Source organism: Streptomyces monomycini (assembly GCF_022271435.1).
Classification (GTDB): Bacteria; Actinomycetota; Actinomycetes; order Streptomycetales; family Streptomycetaceae; genus Streptomyces; species Streptomyces monomycini.
Genome location: NZ_JAFIQY010000001.1, coordinates 123,189 through 147,186 on the forward strand (window position 1 = coordinate 123,189; position 23,998 = coordinate 147,186).

Here is a 23,998-nt window from a genome sequence, read left to right on the forward strand (position 1 = left end):
CGGTGCCGTACCGACGCGACGGGTCAGTCCTCCAGCGCGGCCCGCACCTCCTCGGCGAGCAGGGTCACGTAAGCGTCGGCCCAGCCCTCGACCGTGGACTGCTCCCACAGATCGGTCGAGTACTCCATGTACCCGGTCAGCGTGTCGCCCGCCGGGATCAGCCCGACGCTGAGGTCCGTACGGGCGGCCGGGACGGCCAGGTCCTCGACCACGGCGGCCACACCGGGCAGCTCGATGTCCGTCTGCAGCGAGCTCTGGTACGCGAACCCGAACGGCACGTGGTCCGGCACCTCGACCCCCATCTCCTCGCGCAGCGGCTCGACGAGCCTGCGCAGCGACATGATGTGGTCGATGCCCTCGATCGAGGTGTGCGCGACCTGCCGCACGAGGTCGGTGAAGGTGCCGTCCCCGTCGAGCCGGATACGCAGCGGGAGGCCCACGGCCGTGCAGGCCATCAGCGACTCGAAGGCTCGGCGCTCACGGTTGGCGTAGGCGACGTTCGCGACGACGTCCGTCCGCCCGGAGAGCGTGCCGATCAGCTGCCCCAGGGCGGCGGTCGTGACCGCGTACGGTGTCGTGCCGCACTTCCTGGCCAGCCGTTCCACGTCGGCCAGCAGATCGGTGTCCACGGAGAAGAGCACGACGCGGCCCTGTCCGCTGAGGGTTTCCGGGCGCGGCCGGTCCAGCGGCAGCCCCAGCTCGAAGGGCGCCCCGTCCAGTTCCCTGGCCCAGTACTTCAGGATGCGCTGGTCGGGCCGCTCCGGTGCGGTCTCCCGCTGCCAGCGGGCGTACTCGGTCGGCTGCGGCACCGTACTGGCCAGCGTGTGCGGCGTCCCGGTCGCCGCGGCGCCGTAGAGGGCGGCGAAGTCGCTCAGCAGGACGCTGACCGCCCAGCCGTCGCAGGTGGAGTGGTGCAGTACGAAGAACAGCACCCAGGTCGACGGGCCGCTGCGCACCAGCCGGAGCTTGGGCGCCACCCCCTCGCCGAAGTCGAACCGGGTGGCGGCGGCCTGGGCGCTGATCTGCTCGATCTCGGCGTCCACGGTCCCGGCGGAGCCCGCCGTTCCGGCACCCGTACCCCGGCCGGTGGTCAGGTCCTCGACCTGGAGGTCGACCGGCCGTGGCCGCAGGATCTCCTGCCACCACTGCCCGTCCTCCTGCACGAACCGGGTTCGCAGCGACTCGTGGCGGGCGATGAGCTGGCTGAGTGCGGTACGCAGCGCCGGCAGGTCCAGGCCGCCGGTGAGCGTGATGCGCAGGGCGACGTTGAACACGTGCGGCGTGGGGTGGTGGTCCTGGGCGATGAAGCCCTGCTGCTGGTAGGTGGCCGGCGCCCGGTCCACCACGTCCGTGGCGCCGTCCGGTTCCCCGTGCGTTCCGGTATCGGTGCCGGTGGCGGCCCCGCCCCGGCCCCCGGCACCCGCTCCGGCACCGGCGCGGGTCCCGGCGCCCGTACGGGTGTCCTCGGAGCGCTTGGCCCCGGTGCCCTCGGCGGACCCGTCGGTTCCGGTGTCGCCGGCCAGGTACGCCGCCATGGCCCGTACCGTCGGCTCCTGGTAGAAGCGCACCATCGGGTACTCCTGGCCGAACACCTCCCGGGCCCGGTTCACCAGCCGGATCGCGGCGATCGAGTGACCGCCGAGGTCGAAGAAGGAGGCGTCGGGCCCGATGGCGTCGGCCGTGAGGCCGAAGGCGTCGGCCCACAGGGCCCGGAGACGGTGTTCGATCCGGTCCCGGAGGCCGGGTTCGGGCCCGTCGGCGGAAGCGGCGGCAGCAGCGGCAGGGACGGATGCCGTCTGCCGGGCGTCCTGCCCCGGCTTTTCCGAAGCGGGAGCGGGCCGCGCCGACGTGACGATCTCCGGGTCCGGCAGCGCGGCGCGGTCCAGCTTCCCGTTACCCCCGAGCGGCAGTGCGGTGAGGACCGCCCAGGACCGCGGTACGAGGTACTCCGGCAGCCGGGCCGCGAGTTCGCGGGCCAGCCGGTCGGCGTACGTCCGGCGGCCGGCCGCGGTGGCGGTGGCGTCCGCGTCCCGGTCCGCCGGTACGGCGTAGGCGGCGAGGTAGGCCTCGCCGCGGCTGTCGCGGCGGGCCACCACGACGGCCTCGCGCACGCCGTCCAGGGCGTTGAGCGCGCGGGCCGCCTCCTCCGGTTCGACGCGGTAGCCGCGGACCTTCACCTGGTCGTCGGCGCGGCCACGGAACTCCAGCGCGCCGTCCTCGGTCCACCGCACCAGGTCACCGGTGCGGTAGAAGCGGTGTCCGGCCGGCCGAGCGCCGTCGCCGGACGCCCCGGGCGTCTCAGCCGTGGCCGCACCCGTACCGGACTCCGCGCCGAGCGGATCCGGTCCGAAACGGTCGTCGGCCGACACGGGTACGCCCAGGTAGCCCCGGGCGATGCCCGGCCCGCCGACGTACAGCTCGCCCACCGTGCCGAGCGGCACCGGCGCGCCGGACGTGTCGAGGACCCGCAGGCTGACGTTGTCGGCGGGGCGGCCGATCGGGATCGGCCCCGAGCCGGTGTCGGGCGTGCGCGGGCCGACGGTCTCGATGGTGCACAGCACGGTCGTCTCGGTCGGTCCGTAGACGTTGACCGTCTCATACGCCACGTCCGGGTGCGGCCGTGTGCGCATCACGTCACCGCCCAGCAGCAGGTGGCGCAGCGGCGGCTGTTCGGCGGGCGGCAGGGTGAGCAGTGCTTCGCCCAGGGCGGTGGGCAGGATCGAGAAGGTCACGTGCTGCTGGGCGTACCAGCGGGCCAGTTCCGCAGTGTCCGCACGGACCGTGTCGTCGGCGATGACGAGTGACGCTCCGGCGGTCAGAGCCGGCCAGATTTCCAGGACGGACGCGTCGAAGCTCTGGCTGCACACCAGCGCGCTGCGGTCGGCCGAGGTGAAGGCGAAGCGCTTGTGATGCCACTGGCAGAGGTCGACGACCGCGCGGTGGGGCACCGCGACGCCCTTGGGCTTGCCCGTACTGCCGGAGGTGTAGATGACGTAGCACAGGGACTCGGGTCCGGCGGCGTCCGACGGCGCCTTCTTCTTCGGACGGTCGGTGGCACCATCCCCGGCGGCGGTGACGTCAATGACGGCCAAGCCGTCGGGGAGGTCGAGTTCGTCGGCCCCGGAGCCGGTGCTCAGCAGGAGACGGGCGCCGCTTTCCGCGATCACCGTAGCGGCCCTGGCCCGTCCCAGCGACGGGTCCAGGGGGACGTACGCCAGGCCGGACTTGAGCACCGCGAGCATGGCGACGACGAGGTCGGCGGAGCGGGGCAGCCACAAGGCCACCACGTCGTCCGCACCGTCCGCGGTCGCTGCCGCCGCGGTGCCGGACCGTTCGCGGACGACGGCGGCCAGCCGTTCGGCCCGCGTGTCCAGTTCGCGGTAGCTGAGGCGGTCGTCACCGTGCTGGACGGCGGTCCGGTACGGGGCGTCCGCCGCGCGCCGGGCGACGAGTTCGTGGACGGTGACGCGCGCCACCGGGCGGACCGGGCCCTGTTGCCATGCGGCGGGCACCGGCTGCGCTGCCGGTTCCACCGGCGGGACGGCGACCATGCCCCGCTGCCTTGCCGCGGTTGCCATCGCCTGCCGCTCGGGCGCGGGCGTCACAGCCTGCGCGGTTTCCTGCCGCACCGGCGTGGCGCCGAGGCGGGACAGCGGTGTCCCCGGCTCCTGCACGGCCGCTTCGAGCAGGTCACGGAAGGTACGGAAGAAGCCGTCCACGGTGCCCGCGTCGAACAGGTCGGTGTTGTACTCCAGGTGGCAGCGGATGCCTTCGGGCTGGTCGGTGAAGTACACGGCGAGGTCCGTGAGGGCCTTGTCGGGCCCCGCGTCGATCACGGTGGCCCGGACGCCGGGCAGGTCGAAACGGAACGGGTCGCTGCTCTCGAACTCCGCGAGCACCTGGAAGACCGGCGTACGGTCGGTGGTGCGCGCCGGAGCCAGCTCCCGCACCACCGTCTCGAAGGGCACGTCCGCGTGGTCGTACGCGTCCAGGGCGACGCCCCGCACCCGGTCGAGGAACGTGGCGAACTCCGGGTCGCCGGACAGGTCGAAGCGGAGCGCGAGGGTGTTGACGAAGAAGCCGAGCAGGTCCTCGGTGCCTTGGGGGCGGTCCGAGATCGGGGTGCCGACGACGATGTCGCGCTGGCCCGTGACCCGGTGGAGCATCGCGGTGAAGCCGGCTAGCAGCGTCATGAAGAGGGTGCCGCGCCGCTGCCTGCTCAGGTCGCGAAGCCGGTCGGACAGTTCGGGGTCGATCCGGTGGAAGACGGCCCGCCCGTTGGAGGTCATGGCCGCGGGGCGGGGGCGGTCGCAGGGCAGTTCCAGTACGGGGAGTTCGCCGCCGAGCGTGTCGAGCCAGTACGTCAGGTCCGCGGCGCGCGCCGGGTCGTCCAGCGTACGCAACTGGGCGCGGGCGTGATCGGCGTACGTGCCGGACAGCGCGGGGAGTCCGGCGTCGGAGCCGTGGTGGGCGGCCCGGTAGAGCGCGGACAGGTCGCGGGCCAGGACGGTGGCGGAGGCTGCGTCCACGACGATGTGGTGCAGGGAGAAGACCAGGACGTGGCGCTCCTCCCCCAGCTTGACCAGCCGGGTGACGAACAGCGGCCCGTCGACGAGGTCGAAGCGCCGCGCGCTCTCCTCCGCCAGGACGGCACGGACCGCGGCGTCCGCGGCCTCCTCGCCGTCGGCGCCCGCGCCCGTGCGGTCGAGCACCGCGAAATCGGGTGCGGACGGCGGCCGGACGAGCTGGCAAGGCTCGTCGTCGATCTCCCGGAAGACGGTCCGCAGTCCCTCGTGCCGCGCCACCAGGTCACGCAGCGCCGTCCGCAGCGCCGGTACGTCGAGCGGGCCGTCGAGGCGGATGGCCTTGGTCTCGTTGTAGGCGGTACGGCCCGGCAGCATCCGTTCGAGGAACCAGATGCGCTGCTGTCCGGGTGAGAGCGGGGCGACGTTCTCGTAGGGGTACGGCGCGGACGTGGGCGCGTCCGCGCTCGTCCCCGCGCTCGTGCCTGTATCCGCGCCCGCGTGCACTCCCGCTTGCGCGCCGGTGTCCGCGCCCGTGTCCGCGCCCGGCGCGTGGTAGCGGCGGCGCAGCGCGTCGATGTGGGTGAGGCCGGTGCGCAGCGCGCCCGGCTGGACTCCGAAGTCGACGAGCGAGACGATCTCGTCGGCGCCCGCCGCGCGCACCGCGTCCACCACGGACGCGACGGTGTCCGGCGTACCGATGAGGGCCCGCTGGTCGCAGTAGCGGTCGTAGGCCCGGCGGAAGAGCACGTCGAGGTCGTCCTCGGTGAGCGCGGACAGGTCGACGTTGTGGCCGAGGCTGTTGGCGACGTTGCCGAACAGGGAGAGCGAGGCGCGCATGTAGCGCGCCAGGGGCTCGTACGCCTCGGCGCGCGCGGTGCGGTGGTCGGCCGCGAGGTAGGTGTGCAGCAGGACGGCCACCCGTCCGGCGTCCGGGTCCAGGCCGTGCTCGGCGCGGGTGCGGCGGTACAGCGCGATGTTCTCGGCGAGCTGTTCGACGCTCTGGGTCATCAGGTTGGTGACCACGCCGACGTCGTTGCGGGCGGCGGCCACGTACGAGGCGGGGTTGCCGACCACCGCCGTGTACATGGGCGGCGCGTCCTGGACGGGGCGCGGGAAGAGGCGTACCTCGGTCTCGCCGTCGCCGCCGGTGCGCCGCACGGCTTCACCGCGCCAGAGCCGGCGGACCTGCTCCACCTGCTCGTACATCATCTCCTTGTGACGGCCGAAACGGTCGGGGAAGAAGACGAAGTCGTTGGCGTGCCAGCCGCTGGCGCAGCCGATGCCGACCCGGCCGCCGGAGAGGTTGTCGGCCATCGACCACTCCTCCGCGACCCGGACCGGGTCGTGCAGGGGCAGGACGACCGAGCCCGCGTTGAGGCGGACGTGCCGGGTCTCGCGGGCGAGGGCGGCGGCGAGCACGACGGGGTTGGGGAACAGGCCGCCGAAGGAGTGGAAGTGCCGTTCGGGCATCCAGAGCGCGTGGAATCCGTGCTGGTCTGCGAAGCGGGCGGTCTCCAGGATGTGGTCGTACTTGCCCTGCGCGGCGGCCGGGGAGCCCGCGCCGGCCCCGGATTCGGCCCCGGCCCCGGCTTCGGCTTCGGCTTCGTCCTGGGGATAGTCGCCGAAGAAGTAGATGCTGAAGTCGGGAGCGCGGCGTGCGGCCACGGTGCTGCTGCTGGGCCCGGTCCTCGGCACCGGAGCCTGCGTTACCTCCTGGGCCTGCGCACCTGCCGGAGCCTGCGCGACCTCCGGAAGCCGCACGATCCCAGGCCCCTGTGTGGCTGCCGGCCCCTGCGTCGCCACGGAAATCTGTGCCTGCGTCGAAGCCTGCGCCTTAGTGGCCGACGTGCGCGGCGCTGCGGGAGTCTGCGTCGCCGCCGGAGCCTGCGCGCCCGCCGTCGGCAGCGTTTTCGGCCCGCCGGTCGGTCCGCCGGGGAAGAAGCCCGCCGCGCGCAGGTCCCGCAGCGACCCTCGGACCGCGTCGGCGATGAACTCGATGTCGCCGTCCGAGTGGGCGGTCGACAGGAAGAAGTTGCGCCATTCCCAGACGTGCACCCCGCGCAGCATGAGGTGGTGGTACAGCAGCTCCATGTCCGCGCGGTGCTCGAAGCGGAACTGGGAGCCGAAGCGGCTCACGCTCAGCGGGAAACCCTCGTCATCGAAGAAACGATTCAGCGAGTCCGCGAGTTCAGCGGTGCGGGCGTTCAGCCGCTCCTGGAGCCGTGGGCTGTGCTCCTTCAGGTGCGTCAGCACGGCCCGCGCGGCGACCATCGAGACCGGATGCTGGATGTACGTACCGCCGAAGAAGGTGGTGTCGGCGGGCGGGTAACTGGCGTCCCCATACTGCCAGAAGCCGCCGTCCACACCGTCCATGATGTCCGCGCGGCCCGCGATGGCGCCGATCGGGAAGCCGCCGCCGAGCAGCTTGCCGTACGTCGCGAGGTCGGGGGTGACGCCGTAGAGTTCCTGGGCGCCGCGCGGCGCCGGACGGAAGCCCGTCAGCATCTCGTCGAACATGAGCACGATGCCGTGGCGGCGGGTCAGCTCCCGCAGCTGCCGTACGAAGCCGACGGGCCGCAGCGACGGGTGGCGGCTCTGTACGGGTTCGATGATGACCGCGGCGATGTCGTCCGCGTGCTCGGCGATGACCTCCAGGCTCGCGTCGCTGCCGTAGTCGAGGACCAGCAGGTCGGCGACGCTGGCGGACGGGATGCCGGTGGAGACCGGGACGGTGATCCGGTCGGCGCCGGTGCCGGCGGAGCGGCCCAGGACGTTGTCGGCGTGGCCGTGGTAGGCGCCGTGGAAGGTGACGATGCGGCGGCGGCCGGTGGCGGCGCGGGCGAGCCGGATCGCGGCGGAGTTCGCCTCGGTGCCGGAGTTGGCGAACGCCACGCGTTCCATACCGGTCAGTTCCGCCAGCAGTTCGGCGGCCTCGCCGGTCTCGACGTTGCGCGGGCCGAGCTGGATGCCCCGGGAGAGGTGTTCGCGGACGGCCTCGCTCACGAAGTCCGGCTCGTGGCCGAAGAGCAGCACGCCGAAGCCCATGGTGATGTCGACATAGCGATTGCCGTCGATGTCTTCCAGCCTGGAGCCGTGTGCCCGGCGTCCGGCGATCGGGTACAGCATCTCCCTGGTCTTGCTGCGGAACCCGACGACGGCCCGGCTGTCGGCCAGCACACGGCGGTAGCGCTGGGCGATCTCCTTGGACGTGGCGGTCTTGGCCGTGTAACGGCGTACCAGGTCGTCGAGGTGGGCCTGCTGCGCCTCGGAGGCGGAGCCGCCGACCATGCCGGAGGCGCGGGAGACGGTCACGCGGGGGCCGTGCACGCGTTGCCGCCGCTCGGCGGACGGCTCCTGCGCGGTGCCGTTCGGGGGCGGGGCGGCAGCGACAGCCTGATCGCCAGGCGCCGGCTGGTCCGCGGCACCGGTCGTCGGCTGACCCCCGGCCCCGGTCTCGGTCGTACCCCCGGCCTCGTCCGTACCCCCGGCCCCGACCCCGGCCGCGGCCTCGATCCGCTCCGCGATGCGCCGGGAGAGGTCGGACATCGCGGCCAGGTCCTGGTCCACCGCAGCGGCGGCGGCGCTCAGCCCGGTCATTTCCCGCCCGCCTTCCCGTTGGCCACCACGCCGCCGCCGGTCAGGGCGCTCGTCGCCTGCGCGGTCAGCAGCTGGGACAGCTGGTTGATCTGGGACATCATCTGCAGCTGGATCTGTGACAGCTGCTGCACCTGGCGGACGAGGTCGGTCAGTTCGGCGCGCGTCACGGGCTGCGCCGAGCCGTTCGCCTCGGCGGGCGCGGGCGTGGGCTCGGGCGCACGGACCGGCTCGGGCGCGGGCGCACGGACCGGCTCAGGCATGCCGATGGGCTCCGGCATGGCGATGGGTTCGGGCATGGCGACGGGCTCCGGCGCGCGTACGGGCTCGGCGGCAGCCGGCTCGTACCGTACGGGCGCGTCGGCGACCGGCTCATACCGTACGGGCTCCGCCGCCACCGGCGCGGGCCGCGCGGCGGCACCGTCCGCGGCACCACGCGCCGTACCAGCCGCCGTACCACCCGCGGTACCGCCCGGCATCCGCCCCACGATCAGCTCCGTGAGCTGCCCCGGAGTGCTCGCCTCCTCGAACAGCTCCCGCATCGCGACCTTGACCTGGTGGTCCTGCTCCAGCTCGCGCAGCACGCTGATCATCTGCAGCGAGTCCGCACCGAGGTCGAAGAAGGATGTGTCGCCGGTGATCGCGTCGGCGTCGTGCCCGAGGTGCTTGGCGACCAACTCGATGACGTGCCCGAGCACCCTCTCGAACACTGCCTCGTCCTGTGCCACGTCTTCCTCTTCTCTCGCTGGTTCTCTCGCTGGTTCGCCGGTCCGGACGGCCCGGACGGCTGTCGGCGCCGGTCCGGTCCAGAACGACTTGTGCTGGAAGCGGTATCCGGGCAGCCAGGTCCTGCGGCCTCCGCTGCCGGCGGTCAGCGCCGGCCAGTCGAGGTCCGCGCCCGCGCAGTGGAGCTGGGCCACCGCACCCCAGAAGGCGCCGGGACCGGCGCCGCGGCGCAGCGTCGGTACCGCCCGCACGCCGGGGAGCGCGGCACGGGTCAGTCCGCTGAGTGTGGTGTGCGGGCCGATCTCGACCAGCGCGGCGGAGCCGGTCTCGCCGAGCGTGCGCAGTACGGCGTCGTAGCGGACCGGCCGGCGTGTCTGCCGTACGAAGTAGTCGGCGTCCGGCGTCCAGCCCGGCTCGTACGGGCGCCCGTCGAGGCAGCTGACGAAGCCGGTCGTGACCGGGCGGAAGGTGACGCTGTCGAGCAGGTCCCGGAACTTGTCCAGGATCGGGTCGGTGAGCGCGGTGTGGAAGGCGCGTGTCACCGGCAGCCGTTCCGCGGGGATGCCGCGCTCCTCCAGCCGGGTCAGCAGCCGGTCGACGGCGGTGACGGGGCCGGCGAGCACGTGCCGCTGCGCCCCGTTGACGACGGCCAGTTCGAGGCCGGGGACCTCGGCGGCCAGGTTCTGGACGGTGTCCAGGTCCGCCGAGACGGCAGCCATGGCGCCGCGCGCGCAGTGGTCCTGCATCAGGCGCCCGCGCTCCGCGGTGATGCGCAGGCCGTCTTCGACGGACAGTGCGCCCGCCGCGCAGAGGGCGGCGTACTCGCCGACGCTGTGCCCGGCAACGATGTCCGGGGTGAGGCCGACGTGTCGCCACAGTCCGGTGAGGGCGTACTGGAGGGCGAAGAGGGCCGGCTGGGCAGTCCGGGTGTTCTCCGTGGTGGCGCGGTCCGCACCGGGGTCGAGCAGGATGTCGAGCAGGGAGCTGCCGTAAAGCTCCTGGTGATGACGGTCGCAGGTGTGGAGCAGGTCGCGGACCACGGCGAAGCGCTCATATAGAGGTTGTGCCATGCCGGGGTAAGGGCTGCCCTGTCCCGTGAACTGGAAGACGATGCCCGGCCGTCCCTCCCGGGGTGCCTCGCCGGTCGTCACGGCGGCGGCTGCGACGGGGCCGCCGGTGCCCGCGAGCCAGCCGTCCAGGGCCGCGGCGAGTTCCGCCGGGTTCGTGCCTCGGGCCGCCAGGCGGTGCCGGTGGTGGGCCCGGCCTGCCGCGGTGGACACCAGGTCGGCGAGGTCCGCCTTGGGGTGCCGGGTCAAGTGGTCACGTACGGCGGCGGCGTTGGCCGTGAGGGCCTCGGCGGACTGGCCGGACAGGACCAGAACGTCCGGTGCGGACACGGTGGCGGCGCGGGGCGCGGGTTCGGGGGCCTGTTCCACGATGATGTGGGCGTTGGTGCCGCCGACGCCCAGGGACGAGACGCCCGCGCGGCGCGGGGTGTCCCCCTGGGGCCACGGGCGCGCCTCTTCGGGTATGTAGAAGGGGCTGCGTTCGAGGTCGAGGGCGGGGTTCGGCTCGCCGAAGTTGGCCATCGGCGGGATGACGCCGTGTTTGAGGACGAGCAGGGCCTTGATGAAGCTGGCGATGCCCGAGCACACGTCGAGGTGGCCGATGTTGGCCTTGGTCGAGCCGAGCGCGCAGTACCCGGTCCGGTCGGTGTCGGTGCGGTACGCGGAGACGGCGCCGTCGAACTCGATCGGGTCACCCTTCAGCGTGCCCGTACCGTGGGTCTCCAGGTAGCCGACGGTGTCCGCGCCGATGCCGGCGTGGTCCAGCGCGCGGCGGATGGCGCCGCGCTGGCCGGCCGCGCTCGGGGCGGTGTACGTCTGCTTGTCCGCGCCGTCGTTGTTGACGCCCCAGCCGCGTATGACGCCGTGGACGGTGTCGCCGTCGGCGAGGGCCCGGTCCAGGCGCTTGAGGACGACGGCGGCGACGCCGGTGCCGCCCACCGTGCCGTCCGCCCGGGCGTCGAAGGCACGCAGGTAGCCGCTCTTGGAGAGGATGGAACCCTTGACGTACTGGTAGCCCAGTACCTGCGGCACATGGACGGCCGTGGCGCCGGCCAGCGCGATGTCGCTGTCGCCGACCAGTACCGACTGCGCGGCGAGCTGCACGGCGACCAGGGAGCTGGAGCAGGCGGTCTGGACGCTGATGGCCGGGCCGGTCAGGTTGAGGCGGAAGGAGGCGCGGGTGGCGGTGAAGTCGGCGTAGTTGCCGACCAGGACCTGCATCCTGGAGAGCCAGTCGTCGCCGATCGGCCCCTTCAGGACGTTGTTCAGCAGGTAGTTCTCCAGGGTGTAGAGGTGGTAGCCGGTGCTGGCGAAGACACCGGTGCGCAGACCGCCCCGTTCCCGCGGATATCCCGAGTCCTCCAGGGCGTGGTAGGCGCATTCCAGGAACATCCGGTGCTGCGGGTCGGTGAGCTGCGCCTCCCGGACGCTCATGCCGAAGAACCCGGCGTCGAACCGGTCGATGCCGGACAGGATGCCGCTGGCGCCGACGAAGTCGTCCGCCCGGTACTTCTCGGCGGGGACACCGGCCGCGGCCAGCTCCTCCTCCGTGAAGCGCCGTACGCAGTCCCGGCCGTCCCGGACGACCTGCCAGAACTCCTCGGGGGTGTCCGCTCCGGGGAAGCGGAAGGCCATGCCGATGACCGCGACGCGCGAGTCGGCCGGTACGTTCATGAGGTGCCGCCCTCCGCGGCGGAGGAGACCTCCCGGCCGGGCGCCGGGCCGCCGCTCTCCCGGGCCGGTGGTTCGTTCGGGAACAGGGTGCGTCCCCTGGCCAGCACGACGAGCAGGGCGACGCACAGCACGATGGCCAGCCCCTGGAACCCGGTGACCACTTGCAGGGGCGAGTAGCGCTCCAGCAGCGCCGCGCTGACGATCATGCCGAGGCCGAAGCCGCTGTTCTCGGCCGAGGCGGAGAGGCCGAAGAGGCGTCCGCGCTGCTCGTCCGGGGCGGCCTGCAGCCGGGAGACGTACGCGATCTCCGTGAACCCGTCGGCCATGCCGGCGACGAGCGCGGCGATGGCGGCCGGGACGGCCGGCAGGCCGCTGAAGACCACGATGAACGCCGCCGACATCACGATGGAGCCGATCGCGAAGGCGCGCTCCCCCGGTGACCACCCGGTCTTGCTGGTACGCCGTGAGCACACCTGCTGCGCCACGATGTTGCCGATCGCCCAGGTCGCCCAGAACTGGCTGATGAAGGTGGCCGGATGTGAAGGGTCCAGGGCGCTGGAGTAGATGGGCAGCGCGACGTTGTGCGAGGACGAGCCGAGGCCGTCGGCCGCGCGGACCGCGACCATGACCGCCAGCAGCGGTGCCGCCTTCAGCAGCGCGAAGGAGGCCCAGCGGCCGGTGCCCGCGTCGTCCGCCGTCGCGCCGTCGGCCGTGCTCTGCGCGGCAGTGGACCGGGTGCGGATGGGCAGCAGGAACAGGACCGTCGCGGAGACCGTGAAGGTGAGGGCGTCCAGCACGAAGGCGGTGGTGTAGCCGAACTCCGCGACGACCACGCCCGCCGAGGCGAAACCGGCGATCATGGCCAGTGAACGTCCGGTGACCAGCAGGCCGTTGGCCCTGGTCCGCAGGTCGGCGCCGACGATCTCCGGGACGCTGCTGCGCAGCGCCACCTGGGAGAGGGTCGAGCAGGCGCCGGTCACCACGGCGAGCGCGAAGAGCAGGGTGACGCGGGCGCCGCCGGGCGCCAGGAGCAGCAGCGCCAGGGCGACCGCCTGGGTGAGGTCCGCGCACACCATCAACCGTTTTCGGTCGTAACGCGAGACCAGCCGACCGCTGACGAATCCCGACAGTACGCTGGTGATCAGGCGTACGGCCATGAACAGGCCCGCGGTCAGCGCGCTGCCCGTGACCTGGTAGACGAAGACGTTCAGCGCCACCATGTTCAGGTAACTGCCGTACGCCGAGACGGCGTTGCCGACGACGAGCAGCCGGAAGTGCCCCACTCTCCTGTTCCCCCTTAACGCCCCGTGCCGGCCTGGTCCACCACACGGACGGCGGAGGACGTAAGTACGCACTTACGGTCACCCGGTTCGCGGTACGCCTGGAGACGCATCATCCGGTGACTTGACCCGCGCTCGGCCGCGCGTGTAGTGGCAGGGCGGGGACGGCCGCGGCCTTCTTGCGTTTTGCCGCGTCCGTGGTTAGATCAAGCCGCATGTCACGGGGGATGTGCTGCCCCCGCGGCACCGTCGGCAGTTCCGCTCCGTACCCGCGGGAGGGCGCACCATGTCCGGTCCCGCTCGGGCCGTCCTTCCGGCGTTGAGCCGACGAGCACCGCGCAGCGCGGCGGCCGTACAACGGCCTTGCCCCGCTCCATCCGCTCCGCCCGCGCCGCCGGACCGATCGTCCTGACACCGCGGGCCGCCGGATCTTCCCTGCTCCACCATCACCCCCTTGGAGGAAGAGATGTCGGACCACAGCGCGCCCACCATGCCGCCGCTGCTGTCCCCCCGGGAGCGAGAGGTACTGTCGCACATCGCGGACGGCCTGACGTACGACCAGACGGCCAGGCGTCTGGGCATCAGCGTCCATACGGTCAGCACCTACTTGCGCCGTATACGGGCGAAGCACCCGGCTCCGACCCTCGCCCATCTCGTACGTCTCCAGTTGGCGCAGAACAGCGGCTGACGGCCCGCGGTCCGGAGCGGGTCCGCTGCGACGCTCCCGCGTTGGCTGAATCCCGCCCATTCAATGGCCGGTATCCGGACAACATCACGGAAACGCCGACCGTCCGAGCCGGCGGGCGGACGACGGGCGCCACCGGGTTGCGCGGGACGGCGGCGGGTACCCGCCGCCGGACGCCGCAGCCGAGCGAAGGGCGCCCGTTGATCATGAGTTGCTCATCACCGGCACGGCCGGACGGAGAAGGGGGAGCCGGCGTACGCGCGCCGGCGGCCACGGCCCGCCCCGGACCGCCGTGCCCCACGGCGGCCAGCGGCGTCCCCCGAAGGGACCAGGCCCGGACGTGGCGCCCCGACGACACGCGGGTCCCGTGGTGAACTGCGGGCACGGGCGCCGGCGGCACCGGACACGCGCCCGGGCCGTCCGGCGACGCGTCCGAGGGGTGGCCGCGGTCCATGTCGGTCAGCGCCCACCGGCCGGCTCTACGGAAGGATGTGTGATGCGCCGTATCCGGGCAGCGGACGACCCGGGCGCGGACCGGGCCCGGGCGGTGGACGCGGACGTCGCGGGCGCCGTCGAGCGGGTGCTGGACGAGGTGCTCGGCGCGCGGCTCGCGGAGGCCTCGGCGGCCGACGCCCTGTTCCGCCGTGACATCGCTGAACGCGTCGCACGCTTCACGCTGGGCGGCGGCAAGCGGCTGCGTGGCCGGTTCGTGTGGTGGGGCCTGCGGGTCTGCGGTGGCGGCGGTGAGACGGCGGGGGCCGCGCTGCGGCTGGCCGCCGCGCTCGAACTCGTCCAGACCTGCGCGCTGGTGCACGACGACGTGATGGACGGCGCCGAGCTGCGCAGGGGCAGACCCGCTCTGCACGCCGAGATGCGGGGGCAGTACGCCCGGCAGCCCGGGAACGGCCGCTCCGCCCGGTCGGCCGAGGCGTTCGGCCGGTCCGCGGCGGTGCTGGCCGGCGACCTCGCACTGGCCTGGGCCGACGACACCGTCATGGACACCGGCTTCCCCGCGACCGCGCGGTCCGCGGTGCACGCTCTGTGGCGGACCATGCGGACCGAGATGGTCGCCGGCCAGTACCTCGACCTGCACAGCCAGGTCACCGCGTGCCGCTCCCCCGCCCGCGCGGTCCGCACCGCCCGCCTCAAGAGCGCGCGCTACTCGGTCGAGCGGCCGCTGCTGATGGGCGCCACGCTGGCCGGCGCCGATGACCGGGCGGCCGGTGCGCTGCGCTCGGCGGGCCGCTGCGCCGGGCTCGCCTTCCAGCTCCACGACGACCTGCTGGGGGTGTTCGGTGACCCGGAGGAGACCGGAAAACCGTCCGGTGACGACCTTCGCGAAGGCAAGTTGACGTACCTCACCACGGTCGCCCGCGCCCGCGCGGAAGCCGCCGGCGACGACGGGGCCCTCGGCGTCCTCGACGCGGCGCTGGGCGACCCGGACCTCTCCGCCGCCGCCGTGGACCGCGTACGGGAGGTGTTCGTCTCGACCGGGGCCCGCGCCGCCCTGGAGGACAAGGTCGAGGTGCTCGCCGACCGGAGTGTGGCGCATCTGTCCGACATGCGCACCGCCGATCCGGCCGCCCTCCGCCAGCTGCACGCGCTGCTCCGTGCCACGGCCGGCGCCCGCCCGCACTCCCCGCCGGGCGGCTGTCCCCCGACGGTGCCCGGCGTGACGGCCCGCGCAGGTGAACGGTGAAGTCCGTACCCGGCCGTACCGACCATGTCGTCGTCATCGGCGCCGGGCTGTCCGGACTCTCCGCCGCGCTGCATCTGCTCGGCGCCGGGCGGCGGGTGACCGTGGTCGAGCGCGGGCTCCGGCCCGGCGGCCGGTGCGGCCGTCTGGAACGCGGCGGCTATCTGATCGACACCGGACCGACCGTGCTGACCATGCCGGACCTGGCCGAGGAGGCGTTCGCCGCGGTCGGCGCCTCGATGGCCGGGCGGCTGGACCTGGTGCCCCTGCACCCCGCCTACCGCGCCCGGTTCGCCGACGGCAGCACGCTGGACGTGCACACCGGAGCGGAGGCCATGGAGGCCGAGATCGAACGGTTCGCCGGGGCCCGGGAGGCCGCGGGCTACCGGCGGCTGCGCTCCTGGCTGAGCCGGCTGTACACGGTCCAGATGCGGCGCTTCATCGACGCCAACTTCGACTCGCCGCTGCACCTGCTCCATCCCGACCTCGCCCGCCTCGCGGCGCTCGGCGGCTTCGGCCGGCTCGACGCCCGTATCGGGCGGTTCCTGGCCGACGAGCGGGTGCGCCGCGTCTTCTCCTTCCAGTCGCTGTACGCGGGCGTGCCGCCGGCCCGCGCGCTCGCCGCGTACGCCGTCATCGCCTACATGGACACGGTGGCCGGTGTGTACTTCCCGCGCGGCGGGATGCACGCGCTGCCCCGCGCCATGGCGGACGCCGCGGCCGAGGCGGGCGGGGAGTTCCGGTACGGGCACGAGGTGCGCGCGCTGGAACGTTCCGGCGGCCGGGTCACCGCCGTCGTCACCGATGCCGGGCGCGTCCCGTGCGACGCGGTGGTGCTCACCGCCGACCTGCCCGAGGCGTACCGGCTGCTCGGCCGCACCCCGCGGCGCCCGGTGCCGCTGCGCCGCTCCCCCTCGGCCGTGGTCCTGCACGCGGGCACGTCCGCGACCTGGCCGGAACCGGGTCACCACACCCTCTCGTTCGGCGCCGCCTGGCACCGTACCTTCCACGAACTCACCCGCACCGGAAGGCTGATGAGCGATCCCTCGCTGCTGCTGACCCGGCCGACCGCCACCGACCCGTCGCTCGCCCCGCCGGGCCGTCACCTGCACTATGTCCTCGCGCCCTGCCCCAACACCGACATCGGGCCCGGCGTGCACGCCTGGCGCGACATCGGCCCCCGCTACCGCACCGCGCTCCTCGCCGAACTGGACCGGCGCGGCTTCACCGGCCTGGACGCGGCGGCCGAGGAGGAGTGCCTGGTCACCCCGGCGGACTGGAGCCGTCAGGGGCACGGCGCCGGCACCCCGTTCTCCGCCGCCCACACCTTCGCGCAGACCGGGCCGTTCCGCCCGCGCAACCTGGTGCGCGGCACCGAGAACGCCGTACTCGCCGGGTGCGGCACCACCCCGGGCGTGGGGGTGCCCACCGTGCTGGTCTCGGGGAAGCTGGCCGCGGCGCGGGTGACCGGCGGTGGGTCCGCGCGGTCCGCCAGGGTGACCGACCTGGGCGCGCGGCGCCCCGCCCGTCCCCGGGGCGGCAGCGCGTGACCGCCCGGGAACTGGACGCCGCGGGCGTCACCGAGCCCGCGCTGCGCGCCGCCTACAGCCACTGCCGCCGGCTCAACGCCCGGCACGGGAAAACGTATTTCCTGGCCACCCGGCTGCTTCCGGTGGCCCGTCGTCCCGCCGTCCACGCCCTGTACGGGTTCGCCCGCTGGGCGGACGACATCGTCGACAGCCTGGACGACGGCGCCACGCCCCAGGAGCGCGCGGCAGCTCTGCGCGCCCTGGAGGCGCAGCTGCACGCGGGCCTCACCCAGGGGGGCGGGGACGAGCCGGTGGTACGGGCGCTGGCGCACACCAGCGCCGTCTACGGCATCGACCCGGCGTACTTCACCGCCTTCATGGCCTCCATGCGCGCCGACCTGGAGGTCACCGACTATCCGACCTACGACGACCTGCGCCGGTACATGTACGGCTCGGCCGAGGTGATCGGCCTCCAGATGCTGCCGGTCCTCGGCACGGTCACGCCCCGCGAGGAGGCCGCGCCGCACGCCGCCGCCCTCGGAGCGGCCTTCCAGCTCACCAACTTCCTGCGGGACGTGGGCGAGGACCTGGACCGGGGCCGCGTCTACCTCCCCGCCGACCTGCTGGCCGAGCACGGCGTGGACCGGGAACTGCTGAGGTGGAGCAGGCTGACGGGCGCCGAGGACCTCCGGATCACCGCCGCGCTACGGGCCGCAGCCGACCTCACCCGCGGCGTCTACCGGCGGGCCGCACCCGGCGTCGCCATGCTCGACCCGGCGTCCCGGCCGTGCATCCGTACCGCCTTCATCCTCTACCGCGGCATCCTGGACGCCGTGGAAGCCGACGGCTACGCGGTCCTGCACCGTCGCGCCGTGGTGTCGCGCCCGGTCCGCGCGACCGTGGCCCTGGACGGGCTGGTACGGGTGACGGCGGCCCGCACCGCAGAACGCACCGCGCCACGCCCGGGAGGAAGCACCGTGGACGCTCCCCGCCGCCCCGCTGGGCGCGGCCGCTTCCCGCTGAGCCTGCGCCGGCGGCCCGTCGCGTGGGAACGCCAGCGGCCCACCTGGCGGGACGCCGCGCCCAGCGTGATCGCAGGTGCGCTGGAACGCGCCAGGTCCCGGCCGTCCGGCAACTGGTACGCCGTGGGCGCCTCCCGTGACGTCGGCCGGGACCGGCCGCTGGGGCGGACCGTCGCCGGAACGGAGGTGGTGCTGTGGCGCGCCACCGACGGGCGGCTGCGCGGCGGTCCCGGTGCCTGCCCGCATCTGGGCGCGCCCTTGAAGGACAGTCCGGTGCGGTGCGGCACCCTCGTCTGCCACTGGCACGGACTCGGCCTGGACGGCGGCCCCTTCGCCGGGTGGGAGCCGTACCCGGTGTACGACGACGGGGTGCTGGTCTGGGTGCGCCTGGACCGGGTGGGCGGCGAGGAGCCGCTGGCGCGGCCCCGTGTCCCCGTACGCCCGGCGGCGGCCGACGCCGTCGCGGCCGTCTACACCGGCGTCGGGCGCTGTGCGCCGGACGACGTGGTCGCCAACCGGCTCGACCCGTGGCACGGCGCCTGGTTCCACCCGTACTCCTTCGTCGATCTGACCGTGGCGGACGGCCCGGCGGGCCCGCAGGACGCGTTCACGGTGGATGTCTCCTTCAAGGTCGCCGGGCGGCTGGTCGTCCCGGTCCGCGCGGAGTTCACGGCGCCCGGGCCGCGCACCGTGGTCATGCGCATCACCGAGGGCGAGGGCGTGGGATCGGTCGTGGAGACCCACGCCACCCCGCTCGGTACGGACGCCTCCGGCCGCCCGCGCACCGCCGTCGTGGAAGCGGTCGTCGCCGCCTCCGCCCGCCCGGGGTTCGCGGTGGCCCGCGCGGCCGCTCCCCTGCTGCGTCCGCTGATGCGGGCGACGGCGGGACGCTTGTGGCGCGACGACATGGCGTATGCGGAACGGCGGTGGGAGCTGCGCAGTTCGGGGCGCTTTCCCGGTTGAGGAGGCTGCACAGGAAATCTCCTGGGAGGCCGTGCAGGGGGCCGCATAGGATGCGACGCCAGTACCCCGCCGGCCTGTTCCGACACCGGACCGACGCCGGACCGACTTCGTTTCCGGAGACGACATGAGCAGCGCTCTTCTTGTGATGGACGTCCAACGGGCCATCGTGGACATCGCCGATGACGGCTCCGGGTACCTCCCGCGCCTGCGCAGGGCGATCGACGGCGCCCGGGCGGCGAAGATGCCCGTGATCTACGTGGTCATCGCGCTGCGCCCCGGCTTCCCCGAAGTCGGCTCCCGGAACCGGCCGTTGGCCGCCATCGCGCAGGCCGGCCTCTTCGTGGAAGGCGCACCCGGCACCGAGATCCACCCCGACGTGGCGCCCCGGCAGGGCGATGTGGTGGTCACCAAGAGGCGGGCGAGCGCGTTCTCGGGCAGCGACCTCGACGTGGTGCTGAGGGCTCGCGGCATCGACCGTCTCGTGCTGACCGGTATCGCCACCAGCGCCGTGGTGCTGTCCACCCTGTGCCAGGCCAACGACCTGGACTTCGGCCTCACCGTCCTGCCCGACGCCTGCCTGGACACCGACCCGGAGCTGCACCGGGTCCTCGTCGAGCAGCTGTTCCCGCAGTGGGCCGACGTCGTCACCGTAGACGACTGGGTCAAGGCCGTCGCCCCTCATTAGCGGGAGACGGGTCCGGGCCCGGACACCGGCCTTCAGCTCGCGAAGACAGTGCTGGCCAGGGCGACATGGACGGTGGTGCCGCCGATGATGCTCAGCAAGGCGTTGCGGCGCCACAGATGCAGTCCGACAGTGACGGCCAGTGCCGCCAGGGGCGCGAAGGCGTGTGCCTGGGGCAGCGGCAGGTCGCGCAGGCAGTAGACGAGCAGGATCACCATGATGCCGGACGGCATGGTGGTGCTGAGGTACTGGAGTGTCTTGCCGGCGCGCAGGGAGGCCAGAACGGTGAAGGGCGCGGCGCGCAGGGTCCAGTTGACGGCGGCCGAGACCGCGGCGGCCAGCAGCAGGTAGCGGGTGTCAGTCATGTGAAGGCCTCTTGCGGGTGGCGAGGTGACGGACCAGGAGCGCGGCGGTGAACAGGGCGAAGGCCACGGGCAGTAGCTGGCCGGGGAGGACGGCCCGGGCGGCCAGGGCGCTGAGCAGTGCGAGGACAGGGGTGGGCAGGTCGCCGCGGCGTTCGGCGACGGCATCCAGGGCCAGGACGGCGAACAGGGCGGTCATGGCGAAGTCCAGGCCGGTGACGCGGTCGGGTATCAGCGAGCCGAGCAGGGCGCCGACGGTGGCACCGCCGACCCAGTAGACCTGGAGGATCGCCTGGAGCGACAGGATGCGCGCGCCGGACCACGACCGGGCCTGCCCGCCGGTGGTCATGGCGTAGGCCTCGTCGGTCAGGGCAAAGGTGCTGTACGCCTTGCCGAAGCGTCCGCGCACCCGGTGCAGGGGGAAGGACAGTGCGTAGAAGACGTGCCGGGCGTTGACCATGAAGCCGGTCAGCGCGATCGTGGCCAGCGGCGCGGCCGCGACGGTCAGGCCCACCAGCAGGAACTCGAAGGATCCGGCGTAGACGACGGCGGCGAACAGCGGCGCGCACCACCGGGGCAGGCCGGCGTGGGTGATGACGACCCCGAGGGCGAGGCCGAGCGGCAGCAGGCCCAGCCCGACGGAGGCGGAGTCCTTCAGAGCCGCGAGGGCTTCGGTCCGCCGCCGGGCCGGGGGTATGGGGGCAGGGCAAAGGGAGTCGCTCACCGCGACCGGAAACATGGGCACAGGGAAATCCTAGAAAGATTTCCACCTTATTTGGTTTCCGATTATTCGCTTATGGTGGCGTCATGAGCAACGAAATCTCCCTCGATGCCGTGGACCGCGACATTTTGTTTCACCTGAGCCAGGACGGCCGGCTGACCAACGTGGAACTGGCCAAGCGGGTCGGCCTGACCCCGCCACCGTGCCTGCGCCGCCTCAAGCGGCTGGAGGAGACCGGCGTGATCACCGGCTACCGCGCCGTCGTCAATCCCGAAGCCGTCGGCCGCGGCCTGGAGGTCATGGTCGACGTCGAGGTGTCCGCCAACGACCTGAAGACCATCGGCATACTGGAGGAGACGCTCTCCTCGTACGAGGAAGTCGTCGAGTTCCGCCGGATGTTCGGCCGCCCCGACTACTTCCTGCGCGTCGCCGTCGCCGACCACGACGCCTACAGCGCCTTCCTCACCTCCAAGCTCACCGGCCTGCCCGGCATCCTGCGCGTGGAGTCCCACCTGACCATGCAGAAGATCAAGACCGACTCCTGACCGCACGCGTGCCTCAGGTGCCGAGCAGCCGAGCCAGTCCGCGCAGCACCGCCGACCGGCCGCGGTCCGGGACCGTCCACAGGGTCTGGCCGCGCACGCCCCACCGCTCCAACAGGGTGTTGGCGGCGAGGAAGCCGGTGGTGGCCGCGCGTTCCATCAGGGCCACCGGCAGGTCGGTACGGACGAGGTCGCCGGCGACCGTCACGGCCGGGTCGGTGGTGCGTACGGTGGGGCGGTCGCGGAAGCCGTCCACCGGGAACAGGGGGCAGTCCGCGCGCCACTCGTGCTGGGCGTCGACGATCTTCGCCTCGCCCGTCTCCGGGTAGACGCGCTGGAGTTGGCCGATCAGCCGGTCCTGTTGCGCCTGCCGGGCGGTGTCCGTGCCGAGCGCGTACGCGTGCAGTTCCACCACCGAGCCGCCGTTACGGGAGGCCCACCGGGCCGCTTCCCCTTCCCATCGCTCCAGCACGCTGACGTTGTCGAGCGGGCCGAAGCCGCTGGTGCCGAGGAATCCCGGCCGGTCCGGGGCCACCGGCCGGTCGAGCCAGAGGCGGGAGACGAGGAACGGCGGGGCGGTGCGCAGCCGCAGCATCCGTTCGCGCCATTCCGGGTCGCCCAGTCGCGGTGAGGCGGCGACCACGCGGCGCAGCCCGGTCACGTCGAGGGCGAGCACGACCGCGTCGTGGCGCGCCGCGCCGTGGCCGCCCCGTACGGTCACGCCCGCGCCGTGCCCCGGGGCGGGCTCCACGGACTCCACCGCGCAGCCGGTCCGGAAGGTGACACCGTGCCCGGTCAGGTAACGTCCCAGCGGTTCCCAGAGTGCCTGCGGGAACGGCTCGCCGGGGACGTCGAACAGCAGCCCTTCACTGGAGCCGAGGAAGTAGATGTGGAACATCAGGGCCATCTCGGCGGCCGACAGTTCCCCGGGGTCGGCGAAGAAACTGCGGGAGAACACCTCGAACGCCAGGTGGTGCGCGGCCTCGGGAAAGCGGATGCGGTCCAGCAGTCGGCGCGCGCTGACGCCGTCCAGGCGCTCGTACACGTCGGGGGTGCGTACGTCGAGCAGCGGCAGGGCGGCGCGCGGGTTCATCCGGGCCATCTCGCGCAGGGTGAACGTAGGGCTGAGCGCGGCGAAACCGAGGGCGCTCCACGGCGGCGTGCGCGGGACGTGGGCGAAGCTGTCCTGGAGGCCGTTGCTGTGGCGCAGCGGGTAGTCGGGCAGTCCGGTGAGCGCGGCCAGCGCCGGGTCGGCGCGCCGCAGCAGGCCGCGCAGGTTGTAGTACTGGCGGAAGAAGGCGTGGAAGCCGCGGGTCATGGTCGCCCCGGAGCCGTCGGCGAGCTGGATCCGCCGTCCGGCGAGCCGGCCGCCGAGCCCCGGTTCCCGCTCGTACAGCGTGACCCGGACGCCCCGTTCGGCGAGTCCGGTGGCCGCGGCCAGTCCGGCGATGCCGCCGCCGAGCACCGCGACGTGCGGTGGCTCGCCGGTGATCCTGGCCCGGCCCGGCGGTGGCGGCACGACACGGGCGCGCCGGTCCCGGCCCCGGCACGGGGCGGTGGGGGTGCGCCGGGCGGCGGCCGGGAGCGTGGCCGGGAGGGCAGCTTCACGCGGGAGGGTCGTCATCGGACGGTCCGTTCCTGTTCGGGGCCGGGGTGGCCGGGGCAACGGCCGGTGCGGTCGTCGGCACGCCGCTCTCCGTACGGACCGTGCGTACGTACGGACGACGGCGCAGCCCCGGCATCTCGGCCACGGTGCGCAGCATGGGCAGAACGGGGGTGTGGAGGCCGATCGACAGGTCCTCGTGCAGCCGGGTGCCGCCGTCCAGGAAGCGCAGCAGCCGTTCCATCGGTACGCCGCGGAACAGCCCGGTGAAGAAGTCGGCGCCGTCGATGCGTCCACGGTCGAGGGCGCGCAGCAGGACGGCGTCCATCAGCCGGGAGCGCGCGGTGTGCGGGGGCGGCGGGGCCGGGGAGCGGCCCTGGTGGACGGCGGCGGCGATGGCCCGGGTCTGGCGCTGGACTGCGGCGAAGGTGTAGCCGGTCGACGGACGGGTGGCGCCGCCCGCGGCGCCGATCCGGAAGACGCCGGGCCCGGCGCCGCGGGGGAAGCGCGCGTCGGTCATCGGGATGACGCCCTGTTCGGAGGCGGTGATCCGGTACGGGCCGAGCGGACGGACCTCGGTGAGGTAGTGGCGCAGCGCACGGTGGTAGGCGGCCTCGTCCAGCGGGGCGGCGGAGAACTCGGTGTACTCGACCAGCGCTTCGTGCGGGCCGAGCGGGAGGACGTAGCCGAAGGAGAGCCCGTGGTCCGGCTGCGGGGTGCGGAAGTCCATCAGGTCGGCGGTCGCGGGGTCGAACTCGGGCCGTTCCGTGCGGACGAACCAGCCGTGGAAGTGCTGGAGCAGGGTGGTGCGGGCGGGCGGCAGGGCGGGCAGGGGCCGGGAGTCGAACACCCAGCGGGCCCGCAGCCGCAGGGGGGCGCCTTCCGGAGTCGTGCCGCGGACCTCGGCGCCGCCCGGCAGCGTGCGCACGTCGTCCACGACGGCCGTCACCCGGTGTGCGGAGGGGGTGGCCGCGAGCCGGTCACCGACCAGTTCCCCGAACGCGCCGGAGCGCAGCATCTTGTACCGCAGCGGTGCCGGACGTCCGGTCAGCGGGGAGCCGTCGGCCCCGTGGACGCGGAGCCGGTCCCAGGAGGCCGCGAGGACGCCGTCGTACTCGCCGTCCGGCCCTTCCCAGTAGCACCAGGTGCGTTCGGGGGGCCTGAGCGGTCCCGGCGGCGCGTCCACGACGGTCACCTGGGGGCAGCGGGCGCCGGGCGGCGGGGCGCAGAGCCGGTGGGCGAGGGAGAGTCCGGCGGCGCCACCGCCCACGACGGCCACCTCCGTGTCGTACACGCCGACTCCCTCCCGTACCGCCCGGCACCGGA

General features: G+C 73.5%; 13 protein-coding genes and 1 pseudogene. 7 read left to right on the forward strand and 7 right to left on the reverse strand.

The annotated features are described in order from the left end of the window. Positions 1-23: 23 nt before the first annotated feature. The 3 genes from JXZ78_RS00605 to JXZ78_RS00615 are packed head-to-tail and all read right to left on the reverse strand — an operon-like array spanning position 24 to position 12,870. Positions 24-8,123, reverse strand: coding sequence for a non-ribosomal peptide synthetase (locus tag JXZ78_RS00605; protein WP_238782590.1), 8,100 nt, complete (start codon positions 8,121-8,123; stop codon positions 24-26). Further along, positions 8,120-11,587: a type I polyketide synthase gene (locus JXZ78_RS00610; RefSeq protein WP_030021571.1), complete on the reverse strand. Its 3,468-nt coding sequence runs from the start codon at positions 11,585-11,587 to the stop codon at positions 8,120-8,122. The genes JXZ78_RS00605 and JXZ78_RS00610 overlap by 4 nt, the downstream gene beginning before the upstream one ends. Next, entirely contained in the window at positions 11,584-12,870 is a 1,287-nt protein-coding gene (locus tag JXZ78_RS00615) for an MFS transporter (protein ID WP_033038421.1), read from the reverse strand. Before JXZ78_RS00615 ends, JXZ78_RS00610 begins: the two co-directional genes overlap by 4 nt. Positions 12,871-13,333: 463 nt before the next feature. Between JXZ78_RS00615 and JXZ78_RS00620 the strand changes: the two genes are divergently transcribed. The 6 genes and pseudogenes from JXZ78_RS00620 (at position 13,334) to JXZ78_RS00645 (ending at position 19,447) form a co-directional block, all read left to right on the forward strand. Next, the gene (locus tag JXZ78_RS00620; protein WP_030021569.1) at positions 13,334-13,555 is read left to right on the forward strand and encodes a helix-turn-helix domain-containing protein; all 222 of its coding nucleotides are present in this window, start codon (positions 13,334-13,336) and stop codon (positions 13,553-13,555) included. A 493-nt stretch (positions 13,556-14,048) separates the two neighbouring features. Beyond that, positions 14,049-15,251: a polyprenyl synthetase family protein gene (locus JXZ78_RS00625; RefSeq protein ID WP_050502666.1), complete on the forward strand. Its 1,203-nt coding sequence runs from the start codon at positions 14,049-14,051 to the stop codon at positions 15,249-15,251. Further along, the gene (gene crtI / locus JXZ78_RS00630; RefSeq protein ID WP_030021566.1) at positions 15,248-16,798 is read left to right on the forward strand and encodes a phytoene desaturase family protein; all 1,551 of its coding nucleotides are present in this window, start codon (positions 15,248-15,250) and stop codon (positions 16,796-16,798) included. Before JXZ78_RS00625 ends, crtI begins: the two co-directional genes overlap by 4 nt. Further along, positions 16,795-17,739, forward strand: a pseudogene (locus JXZ78_RS00635) (phytoene/squalene synthase family protein); the annotation flags it as partial. The gene crtI and the pseudogene JXZ78_RS00635, both read left to right, overlap by 4 nt. A 15-nt stretch (positions 17,740-17,754) precedes the next feature. Beyond that, on the forward strand, positions 17,755-18,762 hold the full coding sequence (locus tag JXZ78_RS00640) for a DUF5914 domain-containing protein (protein WP_030021565.1): 1,008 nt from the start codon (positions 17,755-17,757) through the stop codon (positions 18,760-18,762). A 124-nt stretch (positions 18,763-18,886) separates the two neighbouring features. Beyond that, positions 18,887-19,447 carry a cysteine hydrolase family protein gene (locus JXZ78_RS00645; protein ID WP_030021564.1) on the forward strand — a complete coding sequence of 187 codons (561 nt, stop codon included), beginning with the start codon at positions 18,887-18,889 and terminating at the stop codon, positions 19,445-19,447. A gap of 32 nt (positions 19,448-19,479) precedes the next feature. Here JXZ78_RS00645 and JXZ78_RS00650 read toward each other — a convergent pair whose 3' ends face one another. After that, entirely contained in the window at positions 19,480-19,809 is a 330-nt protein-coding gene (locus JXZ78_RS00650; RefSeq protein WP_030021563.1) for a branched-chain amino acid transporter permease, read from the reverse strand. Then, positions 19,802-20,545: an AzlC family ABC transporter permease gene (locus JXZ78_RS00655; RefSeq protein WP_030021561.1), complete on the reverse strand. Its 744-nt coding sequence runs from the start codon at positions 20,543-20,545 to the stop codon at positions 19,802-19,804. The genes JXZ78_RS00650 and JXZ78_RS00655 overlap by 8 nt, the downstream gene beginning before the upstream one ends. 68 nt (positions 20,546-20,613) lie before the next feature. Between JXZ78_RS00655 and JXZ78_RS00660 the strand changes: the two genes are divergently transcribed. Next, complete coding sequence (locus JXZ78_RS00660) at positions 20,614-21,072, forward strand: Lrp/AsnC family transcriptional regulator (RefSeq protein WP_030021560.1); 459 nt, start codon at positions 20,614-20,616, stop codon at positions 21,070-21,072. 13 nt (positions 21,073-21,085) lie between these two features. Here the strand turns inward: JXZ78_RS00660 and JXZ78_RS00665 are convergent, their stop codons facing one another. Together JXZ78_RS00665 and JXZ78_RS00670 are read right to left on the reverse strand one after the other, a co-directional pair. After that, positions 21,086-22,693 (reverse strand): FAD-dependent oxidoreductase, encoded by a 1,608-nt coding sequence (locus JXZ78_RS00665; protein WP_078624410.1) that lies wholly within the window; start codon positions 22,691-22,693, stop codon positions 21,086-21,088. Next, a complete protein-coding gene (locus tag JXZ78_RS00670) occupies positions 22,674-23,966 on the reverse strand; it encodes a lycopene cyclase family protein (protein ID WP_078624414.1) in 1,293 nt (430 codons plus the stop codon). The genes JXZ78_RS00665 and JXZ78_RS00670 overlap by 20 nt, the downstream gene beginning before the upstream one ends. Between the last annotated feature and the right edge of the window lie 32 nt (positions 23,967-23,998).

Excerpts from the sequence above, each read along its gene's own strand:
- JXZ78_RS00625 (WP_050502666.1), top strand. The coding sequence starts at position 14,049 with ATGCGCCGTATCCGGGCAGCGGACGACCCGGGCGCGGACCGGGCCCGG.
- JXZ78_RS00655 (WP_030021561.1), bottom strand. The coding sequence starts at position 20,545 with ATGTTTCCGGTCGCGGTGAGCGACTCCCTTTGCCCTGCCCCCATACCC.
- JXZ78_RS00620 (WP_030021569.1), top strand. The coding sequence starts at position 13,334 with ATGTCGGACCACAGCGCGCCCACCATGCCGCCGCTGCTGTCCCCCCGG.
- JXZ78_RS00660 (WP_030021560.1), top strand. The coding sequence starts at position 20,614 with ATGAGCAACGAAATCTCCCTCGATGCCGTGGACCGCGACATTTTGTTT.
- JXZ78_RS00645 (WP_030021564.1), top strand. The coding sequence starts at position 18,887 with ATGAGCAGCGCTCTTCTTGTGATGGACGTCCAACGGGCCATCGTGGAC.
- JXZ78_RS00650 (WP_030021563.1), bottom strand. The coding sequence starts at position 19,809 with ATGACTGACACCCGCTACCTGCTGCTGGCCGCCGCGGTCTCGGCCGCC.
- JXZ78_RS00665 (WP_078624410.1), bottom strand. The coding sequence starts at position 22,693 with ATGACGACCCTCCCGCGTGAAGCTGCCCTCCCGGCCACGCTCCCGGCC.
- JXZ78_RS00610 (WP_030021571.1), bottom strand. The coding sequence starts at position 11,587 with ATGAACGTACCGGCCGACTCGCGCGTCGCGGTCATCGGCATGGCCTTC.
- JXZ78_RS00605 (WP_238782590.1), bottom strand. The coding sequence starts at position 8,123 with ATGACCGGGCTGAGCGCCGCCGCCGCTGCGGTGGACCAGGACCTGGCC.